This window comes from Actinophytocola gossypii (assembly GCF_025165815.1).
Lineage (GTDB): Bacteria > Actinomycetota > Actinomycetes > Mycobacteriales > Pseudonocardiaceae > Actinophytocola > Actinophytocola gossypii.
The window spans coordinates 281231-298987 of sequence record NZ_JAFFZE010000015.1; the positions used below are offsets into that span (position 1 = coordinate 281231).

Consider the following 17757-nt stretch of genomic DNA (forward strand, 5'->3'; position numbering starts at 1 on the left):
TCCATTATGACCCGGGCTTCCCGCGCCCCACCCCGCGTTGCGCGCGGAACACCACGAACAGCAGCCGCAGCCCCAGCAACGCGCTGATCACCAGCAGGTTGTAGCCGAACACCTGGTTCAACGTCACGTCCTCGGTCACCCTGGGCCCGCTCGTGCTGGCCAGCAGCAGCACCGCCATGATCCCGGTCGCCGTGCCGGTGAACGCCAGCAGCAACTCGTGCAACATCCCGGTGACCACCGCACGGTCCCGCTCGTCGGCGAACAGACGCACGTTCACCGACAGCCTGCCCTGTTCCAGGGCCGCGCCGACCCGGTCGATCCGCCTCGGCAGCCGGCGCAGCACCGGCAGGATCGACAGCAGCTCCTCGGTCGCCGTGCCGCGCAACGACTCCGGCCGCATCCGCTCGCCGATCAGCGCGCCCGCGAACGCCCTGGACTCGCCCAGGATGTCGAAACCGGGGGAGAGCAGCGCGAGCGTGCCCTCCATCGTCGCCAGCGCCCGGAACACCGCGGCGATCGGCGGCGGGACCGCCAGCCGGAACTCCGCCACGATCCGGAACAGGTCGGTGAACATGTCGATGTCCGGGCCCTGCCCGTGCGCCTCGGAGTGCGGCACGTGCTTGGCGACCAGGGCCCCGAGCGCGCGCTCCAGCCGCTGCTCGTCGATCTCGTCCGGCCGGTCGACGATCTCCAGCAGCCCGTCGCGCAGGCCGGCCGGGTCGCCGCGGTCCACCGCGGCCAGCACGTCCCGCAGGCCGCCGCGCAGCCCGGCGTCGAGCCGGCCGACCGAGCCGAAGTCCAGCAACCCCAGCGTTCCGTCGGCCATCAGCAGCACGTTGCCCGGGTGCGGGTCGGCGTGGAACACCCCGTGCAGCAGCACCTGCCGCAGCACGCAGTCCAGCAGCGCCCTGGCCAGGGCACCGCGCCGCTCCGGGTCGACCGACGGGATCCCGGTGCGCACCGGCGTGCCGTCCAGCCGCCGCATCACCAGCACCCGCTCGCTGGACAGCTCGGCGAACACCGCCGGCAGCACCACCGCGTCACCGGTGTAGGCGGCGCTCACCGCGGCGATGTTGCGGGCCTCCACCCGGAAGTCCAGCTCCTCGGTCAGCGCGGCGGCGAACCCGTCGGCCAGGTCGAGCACGCCGATCGACCGCGCCCACCGCGCCCGCAGGTCAAGCGACGCGGCCACCCGCAGCACGATGTCGAGGTCGCGCTCGACGACCTTCTCCACGCCCGGCCGGCGCACCTTCACCACCACGTCCTCGCCGCTGTGCAGCCGCGCCCGGTACACCTGGGCGATCGACGCCGCGGCCAGCGGCTCGCGGTCGAACTCGGCGAAGACCTCGCCGACCGGGCGGCCGTACTCCTCGGTCAGCAGCCGCTCCACCGCCTCCGGGTCGGCCGGCGCGACCTGGTCCTGCAGCAGGCTCAGCTCGTCGACGAACACCGGCGGCAGCAGGTCGGGGCGGGTCGACAGCACCTGCCCGAGCTTGACGAACGTGACCCCGCCGTCCTCCAGCGCCCGCCGCAACGACCTGGCCAGCACCGCCTGCCGCGCCCCGCCCGCGTCGGACCGGCGCCCGACCAGGTACTGCCCGATCCCGTGCCGCACGGCGATCCGGGTGACCCGCGAGTACCGGCGCGCCCTGGCGAACCGGCGGCGCAGCGACCGCACCCGCCCGAGGAGACCGAGCCCGCCGCCGCTGGGGAACGCCATCTCGGCGAGGAACAGGAACATCAGCGTGGCGAGGAACGCGCAGCCGGCCACCGGGATCAGCAGCCCGACGAACAGGCTCGGCGTGCCCTCGATGTTCGGCACCAGCGACACCATGAGCCGCCCGGCCACCGCGAACCCGACCGCCGCGCCGAGCAGCGCGCGCACGGTGCGGATCCGCACCCCGAGCACCCGCCGCGAGGCCACCACCAGCGGCCACAGCATGAGGAGGTAGACGGGCAGGCTGAGCAGCCCGAAGACCAGCGTGGCCATCGCGTCCCCCGAAATCGTCCCGACTGTCGCGGGCGATCATGTCATGCCCCAAACGCGACGACGGCCCCCTTCACCGAAGGGAGCCGTCATCGCGGTGGAGAGGTGGGCGGCGCGCCGGGACCAGGGGGAGGGGGAACCGGCGCGCCGCCCCGGCGGTCAGGCGTGCACCGCCTTGGCCGACTTGCTGTAGGCCGCGCGGATGGCGAGCGCACCCGCCACGGTCGCGGTCGTGATGCCGATCAGGCGGACCCAGCTCCCGCCCATCGCGACGATCTCGTCGCTTCGGGTGAGCCAGCTCGCCGCGTTGCTGCCGAAGAAGCCGCCCAGCTCGGCCAGCCCGGCCAGCACGGCGACGATCGTCGCCCACCGCCACTTCGGGTTGAGCATCAGGCCCGCGGCGACGACGAGGATGATCAACCCGGGCGGCACGACGGGCATCGTTATCCCGCCGAGCTTCTGCAGCACGAGCCCGACGGCGCCGACCAGCAGGCCGGCGATCGTCCAGACCCGGACCGGTGAGGTGGCCGGCGCTTGCGTACTCATGTTCACTCCCTGGCTGGTGGTGCCGTTCTCCGGTGAGTCCAAGACTCCCAGCGAACGGCGCCCAGGTCGTCGGGCGCACGAAGGCTCTTCGGCTACGCCGCCGGACGTACGCCGCCGGCTCCGACCGGTCCTCGGGAAGTAGCTCAGACCACCGCCCCGCTGTCCTCGCGGGACGGTCGCGGTGCGGGGGTGCGCCGCCGCCCGGCTCCCGGCCACTTCCGGTCCAGCAGGATCGCCACCGGGGACGCGGCGACCACGGTGGACACCGTGCCAACGAGCAGCCCGAGCAGCAGCGCCAGCGCGAAGTCGGCCAGCGAGCCGTCGCCGAGGACCAACAGCGCGCCCAGTACGAACAGCACCCCGATGCCGGTGTTCACCGTGCGCGGCAACGTCTGCAGCACCGCGGCGCCGGCCACCCGGTGGAACGGATCGCGCCGTCGTTTGCCGCGCAGCTCGCGCACCCGGTCGAACACCACCACCGAGTCGTTCACCGAGTACCCGATCACGGTCAGCAGCGCGGCCAGGAACACCCCGTCCATCGTCTTGCCGAGCCAGGTGAAGATGCCGAGCACCAGCAGCACGTCCTGCGCCAGCGCGGCCACCGTGGCGAGCCCGAGCCGCCAGTCGAACCGCACCGCCAGGTAGATCAGCTGCGCGAGCACCGCCAACCCCAGCGCCACCAGCGCCTTCGTCCGCAGCTCGGCGCCGAGGCTCGGGCCGATCTGCTCGTCCCGCACCTCCTCCGCGCCGCCGGCGACCGCCGCCACCGCGTCCCGGATCCGGTCGGTCTCCTCGTCCGACGCCGGCTCGGTGCGCACCGACACCGCGTCGTCGCCGGAGGCCTGTACCACCGCGCGCGGGAAGCCGGCGTCGGCCACCGCGTCGCGGACCTCGCCCAGGTCGGCCGGCGCGCCGGTCTCGTACTCCAGCAATCGGCCGCCGGTGAACTCCACGCCGAGGTTCGGGCCGACGAACACCAGCCCGGCCAACGCGAGCGTGACCGCCACCACCGAGCCGGCGATCCACCGGCCCGGCCTGGCCAGGAACCCGTCGTCCCGCCGCTCCACCCAGCGGCGCACCCGGCCCTGGTGCGCGAGGCCGCTCAGCGCCGGCCGGCCGAGCGGGGAACGCAGGGCGAGGTCGAGCAGCATCCTGGTCAGCACCAGGCAGGTGAACATCGACGCCAGCACACCGATCGTCAGCGTCACCCCGAACCCGCGCACCGGCCCGGACGCCAGCCAGAACAGCAGCCCGGCCGCGAGCAGCGTGGTCACGTTGGAGTCGACGATCGCCGACAGCGCGCCGCGGAACCCGCGTTCGCCCGCCTTGGGCAGCGAGCCGTCGTACTCCTCCCTGGCGCGCTCGAACGCGAGCACGGTCGCGTCGACCGCCATGCCGATCGCGAGGACGAACCCGGCGAGTCCCGGCAGGGTCAGGGTGGCCCCGATCCCGAGCAGGGCCGCGTAGGAGACGCCCGCGTAGCCGGCGAGCGCGACCACCGCGACGAACCCGGCCAGCCGGTACACCACGATCAGGAACAGCGCGATCAGGATCAGCCCGATGATCGCGGCCTCGGCGCTGGCGTCGATGGCCTCCGCGCCGAGCGTGGGTCCGACGGTCCGCTGCTCGATCACCTCGACCGGGACCGGCAGCGCGCCCGCGGTGATCAGCAGGGCCAGATCGGCCGCCTCGGCCTGGCTGAACTGGCCGGTGATCGAGGTGCCACCGCCGAGGATGCCGACGCCGCAGGACACGCTCGGGTCGACCTGCGGGGAGGAGATCACCTCGTCGTCGAGCACGATCGCGACCCGGCGGGCCGGGTCGCCGGGCGGTGCGCAGGCGGCCTCGGCGGTCAGCCCTTCCCAGGCCCGGCTGTCCCGGAACTCGACGCCGACGGTCCAGCCGGCGCCCTGCGGATCCCGGGCGGCCTGGGCGTCCTCGACGCCGTCGCCGCTGAGCGCGGCGGGGCCGAGCAGGAGCCGCTGGCCTGCCTCGTCGGCGACGATCCGTTGGCCCTCGGCCGGCTGTTGTTCCGGCCCGGCGATGCCGACCACGGGGTGGAAGCTCAGCGCGGCGGTGCGGCCGATCACCTCGACCGCCTCGGCCGGGTCGCGGACGTCCGGGAGCTCGATGATGATCCGGTTGTCGCCGCTGCGGGCCAGGGTGGGTTCGGTGACGCCGAGCGCGTCGACCCGGCGGCGCAGGACCTCGATCGCGCGGTCGGTGCTCTCGGCGTTGGCCTCGACGGTGGGGGAGTCGTGGGTCTCGAGGACGATCTGGGTGCCGCCGCGCAGGTCGAGGCCGAGGCGCGGGGCGGTGGTCAGGAGCAGGTACGTGGCGGCGGCGAGGACGGCGAGCGACAGGAGCGCGCGGGTGAGCAGACCTCGCCGCGCGGGGGTGCGCGGCACGGGGGTTCCTCCAGGGTGACGGATGGCTTCTCGGCGTCGGTCACCCTGGAGGCGCGCGGCCGGCCGCCGGCCGCTGGGCCGCGCGCGGGTGCGCGGGCTGGTGGATGTCGTCGGCGCGAACCTCGACGGTCAGGTGCTCCCGCGCCGGTGCCGGTTCGTCGTCGGCCAGCGGCAGGTCGGGCGCCCCTGGCGGCTGCGCAACACCCGGCGCGGGCGCGGCCACCGCGAGCACGACGGCCCCGTGCCCCGGCCGGTCCGGTGTCTCCACGTGCGCCGAGGTCCCGAGCCCGAACACCCCCAGCACGGCGACGAGCACCGCCACCGCCACGCCTCGGCACCACCCGGGCCCACCGACCTCCACCCCCGAACGATAACCCCCGCCGACCCGGGAACGTACGACTCACCGGACGGGAACGTACGACTCGCGGCCTTCGCGAGTCGTACGTTCCCGGTGCGCGAGTCGTACGTTCCCGGTGGGGCTAGTCGACGCGGCGGACCATGGGGAGGTTGGAGCGGGTAGAGAGCATCGACACCAGGACCGCCAGCAGGGGGACGGCCACGACGGTGACCGCGAGGCTCTCCCAGGGGACCGGGAACGCCAGGTCGCCGGAGAGGGGGACCACGACGAACCCGATGCCCGCGCCGACCACCAGGCCGAGGACCGTGCCCATGCCGCTGATCACCAGCCCCTGCGCACCGGCCAGCAGGCGTCTGCGCCGGGGTTGGGCGCCGACGGCCGCCAGCGTCGCCAGGTCCGCCCGGCTCTCGGCGGCCGACAGCGCCACCGTGATGCCGACGCCGAGCAGGGTCACCAGGCCCGCTCCCCCGGCCAGGCCAAGGCTGACCGCCTGGATCTCCGCCGACTCGTCGGTGTTCACGTACCCGTTCAGCCCGTTGTCCTCCGCGGCCGCGAGCGCCGTGTCGATGTCGTCCTGGGTCGCCGTCGGGTCGTGGGTGACCACGTACCCGCCGACCTCCGGGGTCCAGCCGTGCTCGGCCGCGGTCTCCGCCGAGACGAACACGGCGGGAAACTGGTAGTACGGGTACTCCGACTCCGGCTCCAGCAGCCGTCCCGGCAGGGTCACCCGCTCGGCCTCCTCGTCGGCCTCGGTCGACACCGCGCCGGTCGTGGCGTCGTCGGGGAACAGGCACTCGTCCAGCACCAGGACCTCGCCGCGGTCCAGGGCGGCCAGCGCGGCCGGGGACGGCGGGCTGCCGGTGGCCAGCTCGATCAGCTTCGGGGTGGCGATGCCGGCCTGCGCCCAGCTCATGTCGCACCTCGGGCTCGTGGAGTCCGGCGACCCGAACGCGACTGGGGTCGGCCCGCCATCAGGGGTCGGCGTGGATCCCGACAGCATCGTGATCTCGAGCGCCTCCCCGCCCGGCAGCTCGGCAGCCACGTCCCCGGCGCCGGTCGCGAGCTGCTCGTCGCCGTCGCTGAGCATCGGGTCGCCCTCCACGATGACCGTGTTCTCCGGCTGGCTGCGGAAGTCGGTGGACCTGCCGGCGGCCAGGCCGAACGACATGGCCACCGCGCCGGCGACCACGATCATGATGGCCGCGACCGCGGGCACCGTGCGGTGCCGGTGCCGCCCCGCGTCGCGCACCGCGAGCCGGGCGGACAGCGGCAGGCGCGCGGCGAACCGGCCGAGCGCGCCGAGCAGCCCCGAGCTCACCATGATCACCCCGACCACCATGGCGAGCCCGCCCAGCACCGCGCCCACCGTCGGCAGCATGACGTCGGGCGAGGTGTAGACGGCCCCCTCCTGCTCGAGCATCGCCTGGTAGTCGGCCATCACCTGCCTGGCCAGCAGCCCCGAGACGACCACGCCGCCGATCCCCACCCCCAGCAACACCACACCGAGGACCGGCAGGCGGGCGGTCATCGCCGTGCTCCGGAACCGCTGGGCCAGCGCGTCCACCGGCCGCATCCTGGCCACGCCGATCGCCGGCACCAGTGCCGCCCCGAGCCCGGACAGCACGCCCACCGCCGCCGCGACCACCAGCTCGATCCAGCCGAACCGCCAGCCGTCGACCAGCTCGTTGGTCAGCCGCTGCCACAGCGGCGTCCCCGCCACCAGCACCAGCCAGCCCAGCACCAGCCCGGCGAGCGCCCCGATCGTGCCGAGGAACAGGCCCTGGGCCAGGACCGTGCGCCGGACGTGCTTGGACGTGCCGCCGTTCGCGCCGATCAGGCCCAGCTCGCGGACCTGCCGCCGCGCCCCGACCGCGAACGCCGCCCCGGCGAGCAGCACCACCTCGAGCACCCCGAACAGCACCACGAGCGCGACCGGGCCCGCGGTCTCCAGGAAGTCGCCGCCGCCCGTCATCAGCGCCGGGTAGCGCTCGGGCTGGGTGTGGACCTCGCGCGGGGTGAACGTCACGCCGTGCTCGGCCAACACGGGCCACACGGAGTCGGGGTCGACGCCGTCGGGCAGGTCGACGTAGTACCCCAGCACCATCTCGGGGAACGAGACCCCGGCGTCGGCCATCGTCGAGCCCGGTCGCGTCAGCACGGCCTGCTGGTCGAGCTGCAGCGGGTTGACCGCCATCCCGCTGACCGTGGCGGTCCTTCCGTCGTCGACGGTGATCGTCGCACCGGGACGCAGGCCGTCACCGTCGTCGGTCAGCAGGCCGAGCCGGTCCGCCAGCGGCTTGGTGACGACCGCCTCCGCCGGGTCGTCCGGCGCCCGCCCGGCGACGATCCTGGCCCGGTGCTCGGTCAACGGGTCGCCCACCGCGAACACCATCAGGTCGGTGCGCACGATCCGGTCACCCTCGGTCAGCTGCACGCCGAGGAACTTCGGCTCTGGCACGGCGCGCGAGCCGGGTGGCAGCATGCCGAGCAGGTCCACCGCCGCCGGGTCGCGCTCGGTCTCGGCCGTCGGGTCGTGCATGCCGTAGGGCGACATACCCGGCCGCCAGTCCGGCAGGGCATGCTGTCCGGTGATCTGTGCCAGGCCGTCGGCGGTGCCCATCGCCTGGTAGAGGTTGTGCTCGGCGCCGCTCATCGTGCGCAGCATCCCGTCGATCACGGTCGCTCCGGCGATCGGCACCGCGATCAGTGCCGCGATCAGGATCGACCGCTTGAGGTTGCGCCGCACGGACCGCCGTGCGATCCGCAGCGCCGGCCGCCAGCCGCTCGTCCACCGGCTCACTGCGCCCCCAGCAGGCTGTCCGCGGCCGGCATCGCGCCGGTCTCGTCGACGATCCGGCCGTCGCGCAGGAACACGATCTCGTCCGCCCACGCCGCGTGCCTGGCCTCGTGGGTGACCAGCAGCCCGGCGGCGCCCGCGTCGCAGCGCGCCCGGATGGTCCGCAGCACGGCCTCGCCGGTGTGCGAGTCCAGGGCGCCGGTCGGCTCGTCGGCCAGCAGCAGCCGCCGCGGCCCGACCAGCGCGCGGGCGATCGCCACCCGCTGCTGCTGCCCGCCGGACATCTCGTCCGGGAACCGTTCGGCCAGGTTCGCCACGCCGACGTCCTCCAGCGCGGTCATCGCCTCGGCGCGGGCGACCCGCACCCGGACGCCGTCCAGCTCGCGCGGCAGCGCCACGTTCTCCACCGCGGTCAGGGCGGGGATCAGGTTGAGGTCCTGGAACACGTAGCCGATGCCGCGCCGGCGGAGTGCGGCGAGCCCGGCCCGGTTCTGCTCGTCGAGCCGGTTGCCCTCGACCTCGACCACGCCCTCGGTCGGCGTGTCGAGGCCGCCGGCCAGGTGCAGCAGCGTCGACTTGCCGGACCCGGACGGGCCCATCACCGCGACCAGCTGCCCGGCGCGCACCCGCAGGCTCACTCCGTGCAGCGCGTTGACCGCCGTCTCGCCGCTGCCGTGCACGCGCGTGACGTCCCGCAGTTCGAGCGCGTACTCGGTCATTGGACGACCTCCTGCTCATCGGACTCCACGGCGGGGGTGGCGGCCGGACGGGGTGGCCTTCTGGCCAGCCGGGTCTCGGAGTGGTCGAGCCAGCGGACCTCGGCCTCCGCGCGGAAGATCATCGAGTCGAGCACCAGCAGCCAGGCGAGGTCGGCGTCCTCGTCGGCGCGGGTCTTGAGCCGGGTCAGCTCCTGGAGGTGGCGCACGGTCGCGGTGCGCTGCGCCTGGACCACCGCCCTGGCGTCGACGCCGGGCGTGGTGACCGCGAGGGCCACCTTGATCGCCAGCTCGTCCCGCGGCCGGTCGTCGCTGGTGACCGGGGTGGCGAACCAGCCGGTCAGCTCGGCGTGCCCGCTGTCGGTGAGCCGGTAGACGACCTTGCCCTGCTCGTCGGACTCACCGGTCTCCTCGACCAGGCCGTCCCGGTGCAGGCGGGACAGGGTCGTGTAGACCTGCCCGATGTTGAGCGGCCAGGTGGCCCCGGTCGAGCGCTCGAACTCGGCACGCAGCTGGTAGCCGTACATCGGAGCGCGCTCGAGCAGGGCGAGCAGGCCGTACTTGATGGACATGGATACGGAGTATGCATACTCGGTATCTACGTGGCAAGTCTCAGAGCCGTTCGAGCGTGGCGGCCGCGACGGACGGGTCGGCACCCGCCTCCGCGAGGCGCTCGCCCTCCGGGTGCCAGATGCCGCTACCCACCGGGCCGGCCAGGACGGTGTACAGGCCGTTGTCGGCGGCGCGCTCGGTGACCAGCGAGTCGGGCGGGCCGGGCCGGTCGAGCGGGGTGCCGACGAGGTAGACCTGGCAGCCGTCCCGGGCGGCGGCGCGGGCGTGCTCCGCGTGGTGCACGTCCTCGCCGATGGCGACGCCGAGCCGCCAGGTGTCGAGGCTGACGGTGTGACCCAGGGTGCCGGCGCTGATCCCGACCGCCCGTTCGGCCGCGGTCAGGTGCTGCTTGTCGTACCGCCCGACCGGCTGCCCGCCCCGGCCGAGCACGTGCGCGGACACCAGGATCCGCCCGTCCTCCCAGACCGGCGCCCCGACCACCGCGGCTGTGCGGCTGTCGGCACACGCGTCGGCCAGCGGATCGAGCCGGCTGTCGGTCTCGCCCACCGTGTACTTGGCCGGCTCGACGACGACCGCGGTCAGCTCCGGCCCGGTGAGGAACAGCTCGGGCAGGACCACCAGCTCCGCCCCCTGGTCGGCCGCCAGCCGGACCAGCCGCGCCGCCGTCGCCACATTGGCCGCGACGTCCAACGCCACACAGCTCGCCTGCCCGGCGGCCACCGTGAGTGGTGCGTTCATGCGGCCGATTGTCTCGACCGCGCGGGTACGGAACGCGCAGGGGTGAGTACGGTCAGCCCCCGCGCCGGTCGAGTTGCTCCCGCTGGGGGACGACGGTGTACTTCGGGTCCTCGGCGGAGGCGACACCGGCGTGGAAGACGCCGAAGCGGGTGCACGCCGACCCGGCCAGCGCGGCCGCGCCGCCGAGCACCGAAGCCACCCTGGACTTCCGGCCGAGTACCCCGCCGAGCAGGGCCCCGGTCACCGTCAGCGCCTTGGCCGCGCGCATCAGCCGGCCCGCCTTCCCGGTACGCAGCGGCTCCGCGGCCAGGCCCATCCCGGCCTCCATCCGCTTCGCCGCGGCCAGTTCCAGCACGCCGCCGAGTACCGCCGCGCGCCGCGCCGGGCCCGCCTCGCCCACCGGGGCGGCGATCATGCCGAGCCCACCCGCCGCCGCGGCAGCCGAGCCGACGAACACGAACGGCAGCTCCCGGTGACCCTCGTGCCAGGACGGCACCGCGGTGTCGGCGACCAGTACCGCCGTGTACGAGGCCACCGCGGGCCCGACGACGGCCGCGCCGAGGGTGGCCGCGCGGCCGGCACGGGGGAGCAGACCGGTCAGGTCCGACACCGCGGCGGCACCCGCGGCCGGCCCGTACGCCATCAGGATCCAGGTGCCGACGCTCATCGGGGAGCTCGGCTTGACGGTGCGCAGCATGTTCAGGAACCGCGCTGGCCGGCCGAGGTCGTGGACCAGCGCGTACAGCGAGCCCGAGATCCCCACCAGCGCACCGACCCGGCAACTCCTGGCCAGTGCCCGACGCCCGGTGAGCTGCGCGCCCGCGGCCAGGATCGACGACGCGCCGGCCAGGCCACCGAGGAACAGGTACCCGGCGATGTCCCCGGCGTGCCAGGTCGGCTTGTTGAGCACCGGCCTGCCGTAGTACGAGGTGAACTCGGCGTCCGGGACCATCGGCTGCTCGCCCCGGCGGCCCCGTCGCCCGCGCTTGCGGGCGCCGACCACGGCCGTGCGCTCGGGCGGGGACGTGGCGTCGGCGCGGACGTCGGTGCCGTCGCGGACCGGGCCGGTCATCGCTTCCTCCCGAGGAACGTGGCGGCCAGGCCGGTCAGCAGCGTGGCCGCGGCGAGCCCGGCGCGGCGCCACATCGCGGGCAGGTCGCGGGTGGTGACCTTCGGCGCCGGCGGGAAGCCGTACACCTCCGGTTCGTCGAGCAGCAGGAAGAACGCGCCGTTGCCGCCGACCCCGTCGTCCGGGTCGCGGCCGTACAGGCGGGCGTCGTCGATGCCGGCGTCGTGCAGCTGGGCCAACCGCTCGTCGGCGCGCTCGCGCAGCTCGTCGAGGTCGCCGAACTGGATGGAGTCGGTGGGGCACGCCTTCGCGCACGCGGGCTCCATGCCGTCGCCGACGCGGTCGTAGCACATCGTGCACTTCCACACCCGGCCGTCGTCCTCGCGCTGGTCGATCACCCCGTACGGGCAGGCGGGAACGCAGTAACCGCACCCGTTGCAGATGTCCTCCTGCACCACGACCGTGTCGAACTCGGTGCGGAACAGCGCGCCGGTCGGGCACACGTCGAGGCACGCCGCCTCGGTGCAGTGCTTGCACACGTCCGAGGCCATCAGCCAGCGGAACTCCGAACGGTCCGCCGCACCCGGCATCGCCGGCATCCCCAGGTCTACAGTGGACGCGGCGGACGCCGTGCTCTCCTGCCCGCCAAGGGGTTTGCGCTGTTCGATGAACGCCACGTGCCGCCAGGTGTCCGCACCGAGGCCGACCGTGTTGTCGTACGACATCCCGGTGAGCTCCAGCCCGTCCTCCGGGATCAGGTTCCACTCCTTGCACGCCACCTCGCACGCCTTGCAGCCGATGCACACGCTGGTGTCGGTGAAGAAACCCTTGCGCGGCGCGGGGTTCTCGTAGCCGGTGTCGGCCGTCATGGCTCAGACCTCCGTTCCGGTGTGCTCGGTGACGCCGGCCCGGTCCCGGTACGCCCGGACGAGCGCGGGCAGCGCGGGCCCGCGCGGGCGCCGGCCCGGCCGGATGTCCGCGCTGAACGTCTTGACCTCCTGGATGTGCGAGCTGGGGTCCAGCGTGATGCCGGACAGCTCGTTGGCCGCGTCGCCGGTGCTCAACCCGTTGGGGCCCCAGTGGTACGGCAGCCCGATCTGCTCGACCGCCCGGCCCTGGACCCGGATCGGGGTCATCCGGTCGGTCACCAGCACCCGCGCCTCGATGGCGTTGCGGGCGGTGACGATCGTGGCCCAGCCGCCGTTCTCCAGGCCACGGCTGGCGGCCAGCTCGGGCGAGACCTCACAGAACGGCTCCGGTTGCAGCTCCGCCAGGTACGACGTCGAGCGGGACATGCCGCCCGCGGTGAAGTGCTCGGTGAGCCGGTAGGTGGTGATCACGTACGGATAGGTGTCGCCGCCGACCGGCTGGTAGCGGTTGTGCTCGTGCGGGTACACCAGCCGCGCCGGGTTGCGCTGCTGGCGGTACAGCGCGTTCGGGAACGGCGAGTCCTGCGGCTCGTAGTGCGCCGGCATCGGCCCGTCGAGCACCCCGGCCGGCGCGTACAGCCAACCCTTCCCGTCGGCCTGCATGATGAACGGGTCCACTCCGGACAGTGCGGCGACGCCGGAATCGTCCTTGTCCGGGCGGTAGTCCGGGGATTTGTCCCGCTCGAAGTCGGGCACGTCGTGGCCGGTCCACGCGCCCGCGTCGGCGTCCCACCAGACGAGCTTCTTGCGCTCGCTCCACGGCGTCCCGTCCGGCCTGGCCGACGCGCGGTTGTAGAGCACCCGCCGGTTCGCCGGCCACGCCCAGGCCCACTCGGCGGCGATCCAGTCCTGCTCGTCGGCCGGCTTCTTGCGGGCGGCCTGGTTCACCCCGTCGGCGTAGACGCCGCAGTAGATCCAGCAGCCGCAGCTGGTCGAGCCGTCCGCGGCGAGCTGGGTGTAGGCGGTGAGCAGGTCACCGTTCGCGTCCCGGCCGTTGATCTCCTGGAGGACCGCGTCGGCCGACGGCTCGTCGTGCGGGCCCTCGACCGGGTAGTCCCAGGTGAGGTCGAGCACGGGCCGGTCGACCGGGTCGGTGGAGCCGGCGAGCTTCGCCCGGATCCGCAGGCCGAGGTGGTACATGAACCACAGGTCGCTGCGCGCGTCGCCATCGGGTTCGACGGCCGCCTCGTGCCACTGGAGCCAGCGGTTGGTGTTGGTGAAGCTGCCGGCCTTCTCGGTGTGCGCGGCGGCCGGGAAGAAGAACACCTCGGTCGCGTTCTCCTCGGTGGACAGCTCCCCGGTCTCGATCTCCGGCCCGTTCTGCCACCAGGTGGCGCTCTCGATGAGGCTGAAGTCCCGCACCACCAGCCATTCCAGGTTGGCCATGCCGAGCCGCTGCATCTTCGCGTTGGCCGAGCCGACCGCCGGGTTCTCGCCCATCAGGAAGTAGCCCTTGCAGCGCCCGGCGAGCTGCTCCATCACGGTGTCGTAGGTGGAGTGGCTGCCGGTGAGCCGGGGCAGGTGGTCGAAGCAGAAGTCGTTGTCGCTGGTGGCCGTGTCGCCCCACCACGCCTTGAGCAGGCTGACGAAGTAGTTCTCCATGTTGGCCCAGAAGCCCTTGCGGGCGGCGTCGGCCTGGATGAAGGAGCGCAGGTTCTGCTGGTGGTGGGCGTAGGGCATCGGCAGGTAGCCGGGCAGCAGGTTGAACAGCGTGGGGATGTCGCTGGAACCCTGGATGCTGGCGTGCCCGCGCAGCGCCTGGATGCCGCCGCCCGGGCGGCCGATGTTGCCGAGCAGCAACTGCAGTACGCAGGCGGCACGGATGAACTGGGCGCCGGTGGAGTGCTGGGTCCAGCCGACGGCGTAGCAGAACTGGCTGGTGCGCTCCGGCCCGGAGTTGTCGACCAGCGCCCGGCAGACCTTCCGGAACGTCTCCTCCGGGATCCCGCACACCTCCTGCACCATGGCCGGGGTGTAGCGGGCGTAGTGCCGTTTGAGGATCTGGTAGACGCAGCGCGGGTGCTGGAGGGTCTCGTCGCGTTCCGGGCTGGTGCCCTCCAGCGCAGCGCCGCCCGAGCCGTGCTGCTCGCCCCGGCCGGCGTCGCGGATGTCCTGCTTGTCCTCGTGACGCTGCCCCGGGGTCCGGTCCCGCACGCCGCTCGCCGGGGCGGCGGGGGCGCCGACGTAGCTCCAGGTGTCGAACGAGTACGTGCGGGCCTCGGTGTCGAACCCGGAGAACAGCCCGTCGAGGTCCTCGGTGTCCTGGAAGTCCTCGGTGACGATGGTGGCCGCGTTGGTGTAGTTGACGACGAACTCGCGGAAGATCGCGTCGGTCTCCAGGACGTGGTTGATGATCCCGCCGAGGAACGCGATGTCCGTGCCGGCGCGGATCGGCACGTGCAGGTCCGACAGCGCACTCGTCCGGGTGAACCTCGGATCGACGTGGATCACCGTCGCGCCACGTGCCTTGGCCTTCATCACCCACTGGAACCCGACCGGGTGGCACTCGGCGAAGTTGGAGCCCTCGATGACGATGCAGTCGGAGTGCTGCAGGTCCTGCATGAACCCGGTGGCGCCGCCGCGCCCGAACGAGGTGCCGAGCCCGACGACGGTCGAGCTGTGGCAGACCCGGGCCTGGTTCTCGACCTGCACGACCCCGAGACTGGTGAGGAGCTTCTTGATCAGGTAGTTCTCCTCGTTGTCCAGCGTCGCGCCGCCGAGGGAGGCGATCCCCATCGTGCGGTTGACGGTGACGCCCTCGTGCTCGGCCTCCCAGGTCTCCCGCCTGGTAGCGATCACCCGGTCGGCGACCATGTCCATGGCCGTGTCGAGGTCGAGTTCCTCCCAGCCGGTGCCGTGCGGCGGCCGGTACAGCACGGTGTGCCGGCGGGTGCTGCCGGTGGTGAGCTGGAGGGTGGCGGAACCCTTGGGACACAAGCGACCCCGACTCACCGGGGAGTCGGGGTCGCCTTCGATCTGGACGACTTTCTCGTCGCGTACGTAGACGTTCTGTGCGCAGCCCACCGCGCAGTACGGGCAGATGGACTTCGCCACCCGGTCGGCCGTGGCCGTGCGCGGGGTCAGCTCCGCACTGCGCCGGGACTGAACCGCCGACGCGCGGCCGGTCCGGTCCGGACCTCGTAGTTGCCGGTACACGGGCCAGTCGCGCAGTCCCACGTCGATCCCCTTCCACGGGCGTTCTCGACGCGATACCCGGCGGATCAGCGGTTAAACGTTCACCTCGCGAGGCGGCGGGCGAGGAGCTCCTTGCCCTGCTCACCACCCTTGCGGCTCTCGTTCTGGGCACGCTTGAAGAACTCGGCGAGCTCGGTGTCGCCGGCGCGCTCGGCGTCGTGGATGTAGGTCTCCAGCCGCAGGGCGTTGCTCAGGCAGGCCTCGACGAACCAGATGATGTTGTAGTCCTTGTCCACGGTGCCGGTGACCTGGCCGGTCTCGGTAGCAGTCACGGTGTCTCCTTCGTCGGGTTCCTCTCCCTGTCGCTCGGCTACCCACTCAGCGAAGTGCTAACCGACCGACCCGTTGACAAGGAAGCGCTTGACGTTCAAAATTTCTTTGCCAAAGGAGGGTGACGATGGGTGACGTCTTCGGAATCCGGGCGCGGTTCGATCGCGAGCACGCGGCGGTGTGGCACGCGCTGACCGACCCCGCGTCGCTGCGTGCCTGGCTCGGGGCGGACCACGTGGAGGTCGCGCTCGCCGAGAACCGGTTCGCGTTCTGGGGCCGGCGGATACCCCAGGGCGCGCCCGGCCGGCAACGGCTGCTCTCCGTCTCGCCCGACCACCTGGGCTTCCAGTGGGTGCTCGACGACCGGCAGACCACGGTCGACCTCCAGCTGTCCGCGGCGGACGGCGGGACGTCGTTGGTGCTGCGCCAGGACGGCCTGCCGACGCTCGACGAGCTGATGTCCCCGGACGGGCGGCGCGACGGCCGGCACACCATGCACACGTTCTGGCCGCTGGCGATCGGCAACCTGGCCGAGCTGCTCGCCGGTCGTGACGTGCTGCCGGGCACCGACTTCGGCGAGGAACGGGCGACCGAGATCCGCGTCGTGTTGACGATCGACGCTCCCGCGAGCGAGGTGTTCGCCTCGCTGACCGAGCCGGAGCTGGTCGAGCGCTGGTGGGGGTACGCACCGGAGATCGAGCCCCGGGTGGGCGGCGCGGTGACGTTCGGCGGCCGGGGCCGGGTCACCGAGTTCGACGAGGGCCGGGTGTTCGCCTACGCCGAGGACGGCATGGTCACCCGCTGGGAGCTCGCCGAGTCCGACGGCAGGACCACGCTGACCTTCGTGCAGAGCGGTTTCGGCCCCGACGAACTCGACAACGCCGCCCAGCACGAGGCCGGGTGGCGGGGCGGTCTGCTGGAACTGCGGCGCATGCACGAACTCGGCGCCGCCTGGGAACGGGCGAGTTCGGAGCTGCCGGAGTAGGTCCGGCAGCTCCGAAACCCGGAGGTCAGCCGCGGACGGTCTTGCGGCGGTTGCCGGCGATCGCCTCGGCGCCGCCGACCAGCAGGACGGCGGCCACGACGGCCAGCACGAAGCCGAGGACGTTGAGCTCCCAGATGTCGCCCGTCCCGAGCAGCCACGCGATCGTGCCGCCGATGATCGAGCCGACCAGGCCGAGCAGGAGCGTGGCGATGATGCCGAGGTGCTGCTTTCCGGGCTTGATCAGCCGGGCGAGCGCGCCGATGATCAGTCCGGCGACGATGAAGCCGATCATTCGATCCTCCAAGATGTCGTGGTCGACCCGGAAATTCCCCCCGGGTACCCATATCAAACCACCACGTCACTCTGCGTGCTGACTTGACTACTTACGTTTCATGGTCTAGACCAGTAGATGTGGTCTGGACCACGTCCCGGAGTTTCACCCTGCCTCACGGGAGTTGATTATGAAACTGAAACGAAAGTTGGCCATCTTCACCGCCGCCGCGGCGATCGCCCCGCTCGGGCTGTTCGTCCTGCCCGCGGGCACCGCCAGCGCGCACGGATACATCTCCTCGCCGCCCAGCCGGCAGGCGCAGTGCGCGCAGGGGATGCTCTCCTGCGGTGCGATCAAGTACGAACCGCAGAGCGTCGAAGGGCCGAAGGGCCTGCGCAGCTGCAACGGCGGCGTCGGCCGGTTCGCCGAGCTCAACGACGACAGCAAGCCGTGGCGGGCCACGTCGGTCGGCCAAACCGTGAACTTCACCTGGACGTTCACCGTGCGGCACCGCACGTCGAACTTCGAGTACTACATCGGCAACACCCGAGTGGCGAACTTCGACCTGGGCAACCAGCAGCCGCCACAGGGCCTGACCCACGAGGTGAACCTGAGCGGCTTCTCCGGCCGGCAGAAGCTCCTCGCGGTCTGGAACGTCGGGGACACCGCCAACGCGTTCTACGCCTGTGTCGACCTCAACGTCGGCGGCGAGAGCCCGGCACCGACCCCGCCGCCCACGAACCCGCCGCCGGCGGAGAACCCGGGCGGTACCTGGGCGACCGGCACCGCGTACACCGCGGGCTCGGAGGTCACCTACGGCGGCACCACCTACCGGTGCCTGCAGAACCACACCGCGCTGCCGGGCTGGGAGCCGGCGAGCACCCCTGCCCTGTGGCAGGCCCTGTAGTGCGAGCC

General features: G+C 72.7%; 15 protein-coding genes. 2 read left to right on the forward strand and 13 right to left on the reverse strand.

The window, feature by feature from the left end:
* Nucleotides 1-4: 4 nt before the first annotated feature.
* From JT362_RS20230 to JT362_RS20285, 12 genes are all read right to left on the reverse strand, one after another.
* On the reverse strand, nucleotides 5-1990 hold the full coding sequence (locus JT362_RS20230) for an ABC1 kinase family protein (RefSeq protein ID WP_260192982.1): 1986 nt from the start codon (nucleotides 1988-1990) through the stop codon (nucleotides 5-7).
* Between the two features lie 156 nt (nucleotides 1991-2146).
* Nucleotides 2147-2533 carry a hypothetical protein gene (locus tag JT362_RS20235; RefSeq protein ID WP_260192983.1) on the reverse strand — a complete coding sequence of 129 codons (387 nt, stop codon included), beginning with the start codon at nucleotides 2531-2533 and terminating at the stop codon, nucleotides 2147-2149.
* 143 nt (nucleotides 2534-2676) lie between these two features.
* Nucleotides 2677-4941 carry a protein translocase subunit SecD gene (secD, locus tag JT362_RS20240; protein WP_260192984.1) on the reverse strand — a complete coding sequence of 755 codons (2265 nt, stop codon included), beginning with the start codon at nucleotides 4939-4941 and terminating at the stop codon, nucleotides 2677-2679.
* 40 nt (nucleotides 4942-4981) lie between these two features.
* The gene (locus tag JT362_RS20245) at nucleotides 4982-5302 is read right to left on the reverse strand and encodes a hypothetical protein (protein WP_260192985.1); all 321 of its coding nucleotides are present in this window, start codon (nucleotides 5300-5302) and stop codon (nucleotides 4982-4984) included.
* A 118-nt stretch (nucleotides 5303-5420) separates the two neighbouring features.
* Nucleotides 5421-8099 carry an ABC transporter permease gene (locus JT362_RS20250; RefSeq protein WP_260192987.1) on the reverse strand — a complete coding sequence of 893 codons (2679 nt, stop codon included), beginning with the start codon at nucleotides 8097-8099 and terminating at the stop codon, nucleotides 5421-5423.
* The gene (locus JT362_RS20255) at nucleotides 8096-8815 is read right to left on the reverse strand and encodes an ABC transporter ATP-binding protein (RefSeq protein ID WP_260192989.1); all 720 of its coding nucleotides are present in this window, start codon (nucleotides 8813-8815) and stop codon (nucleotides 8096-8098) included. The genes JT362_RS20250 and JT362_RS20255 overlap by 4 nt, the downstream gene beginning before the upstream one ends.
* Nucleotides 8812-9384, reverse strand: coding sequence for a PadR family transcriptional regulator (locus JT362_RS20260; protein ID WP_260192991.1), 573 nt, complete (start codon nucleotides 9382-9384; stop codon nucleotides 8812-8814). Before JT362_RS20260 ends, JT362_RS20255 begins: the two co-directional genes overlap by 4 nt.
* 40 nt (nucleotides 9385-9424) lie before the next feature.
* Nucleotides 9425-10123, reverse strand: coding sequence for a carbon-nitrogen hydrolase family protein (locus JT362_RS20265; protein ID WP_260192993.1), 699 nt, complete (start codon nucleotides 10121-10123; stop codon nucleotides 9425-9427).
* 52 nt (nucleotides 10124-10175) lie between these two features.
* The gene (nrfD, locus tag JT362_RS20270; protein WP_260192996.1) at nucleotides 10176-11195 is read right to left on the reverse strand and encodes an NrfD/PsrC family molybdoenzyme membrane anchor subunit; all 1020 of its coding nucleotides are present in this window, start codon (nucleotides 11193-11195) and stop codon (nucleotides 10176-10178) included.
* Nucleotides 11192-12061, reverse strand: coding sequence for a 4Fe-4S dicluster domain-containing protein (locus JT362_RS20275; protein ID WP_260192997.1), 870 nt, complete (start codon nucleotides 12059-12061; stop codon nucleotides 11192-11194). Before JT362_RS20275 ends, nrfD begins: the two co-directional genes overlap by 4 nt.
* Before the next feature lie 3 nt (nucleotides 12062-12064).
* Nucleotides 12065-15298: a formate dehydrogenase gene (fdh, locus tag JT362_RS20280; RefSeq protein WP_260192998.1), complete on the reverse strand. Its 3234-nt coding sequence runs from the start codon at nucleotides 15296-15298 to the stop codon at nucleotides 12065-12067.
* Nucleotides 15299-15357: 59 nt separating this feature from the next.
* A complete protein-coding gene (locus JT362_RS20285; RefSeq protein ID WP_260193000.1) occupies nucleotides 15358-15588 on the reverse strand; it encodes a hypothetical protein in 231 nt (76 codons plus the stop codon).
* 125 nt (nucleotides 15589-15713) lie between these two features.
* Here JT362_RS20285 and JT362_RS20290 point away from each other — a divergent pair, with 125 nt between their 5' ends.
* Nucleotides 15714-16571 (forward strand): SRPBCC family protein, encoded by an 858-nt coding sequence (locus JT362_RS20290; protein ID WP_260193002.1) that lies wholly within the window; start codon nucleotides 15714-15716, stop codon nucleotides 16569-16571.
* A 25-nt stretch (nucleotides 16572-16596) separates the two neighbouring features.
* On the opposite strand, the gene JT362_RS20295 is transcribed toward JT362_RS20290, so the two are convergent.
* On the reverse strand, nucleotides 16597-16863 hold the full coding sequence (locus JT362_RS20295; protein ID WP_260193003.1) for a GlsB/YeaQ/YmgE family stress response membrane protein: 267 nt from the start codon (nucleotides 16861-16863) through the stop codon (nucleotides 16597-16599).
* 169 nt (nucleotides 16864-17032) lie between these two features.
* On the opposite strand from JT362_RS20295, the gene JT362_RS20300 reads away from it, so the two are divergent.
* Nucleotides 17033-17749: a lytic polysaccharide monooxygenase gene (locus tag JT362_RS20300; protein ID WP_260193004.1), complete on the forward strand. Its 717-nt coding sequence runs from the start codon at nucleotides 17033-17035 to the stop codon at nucleotides 17747-17749.
* Nucleotides 17750-17757: the final 8 nt, after the last annotated feature.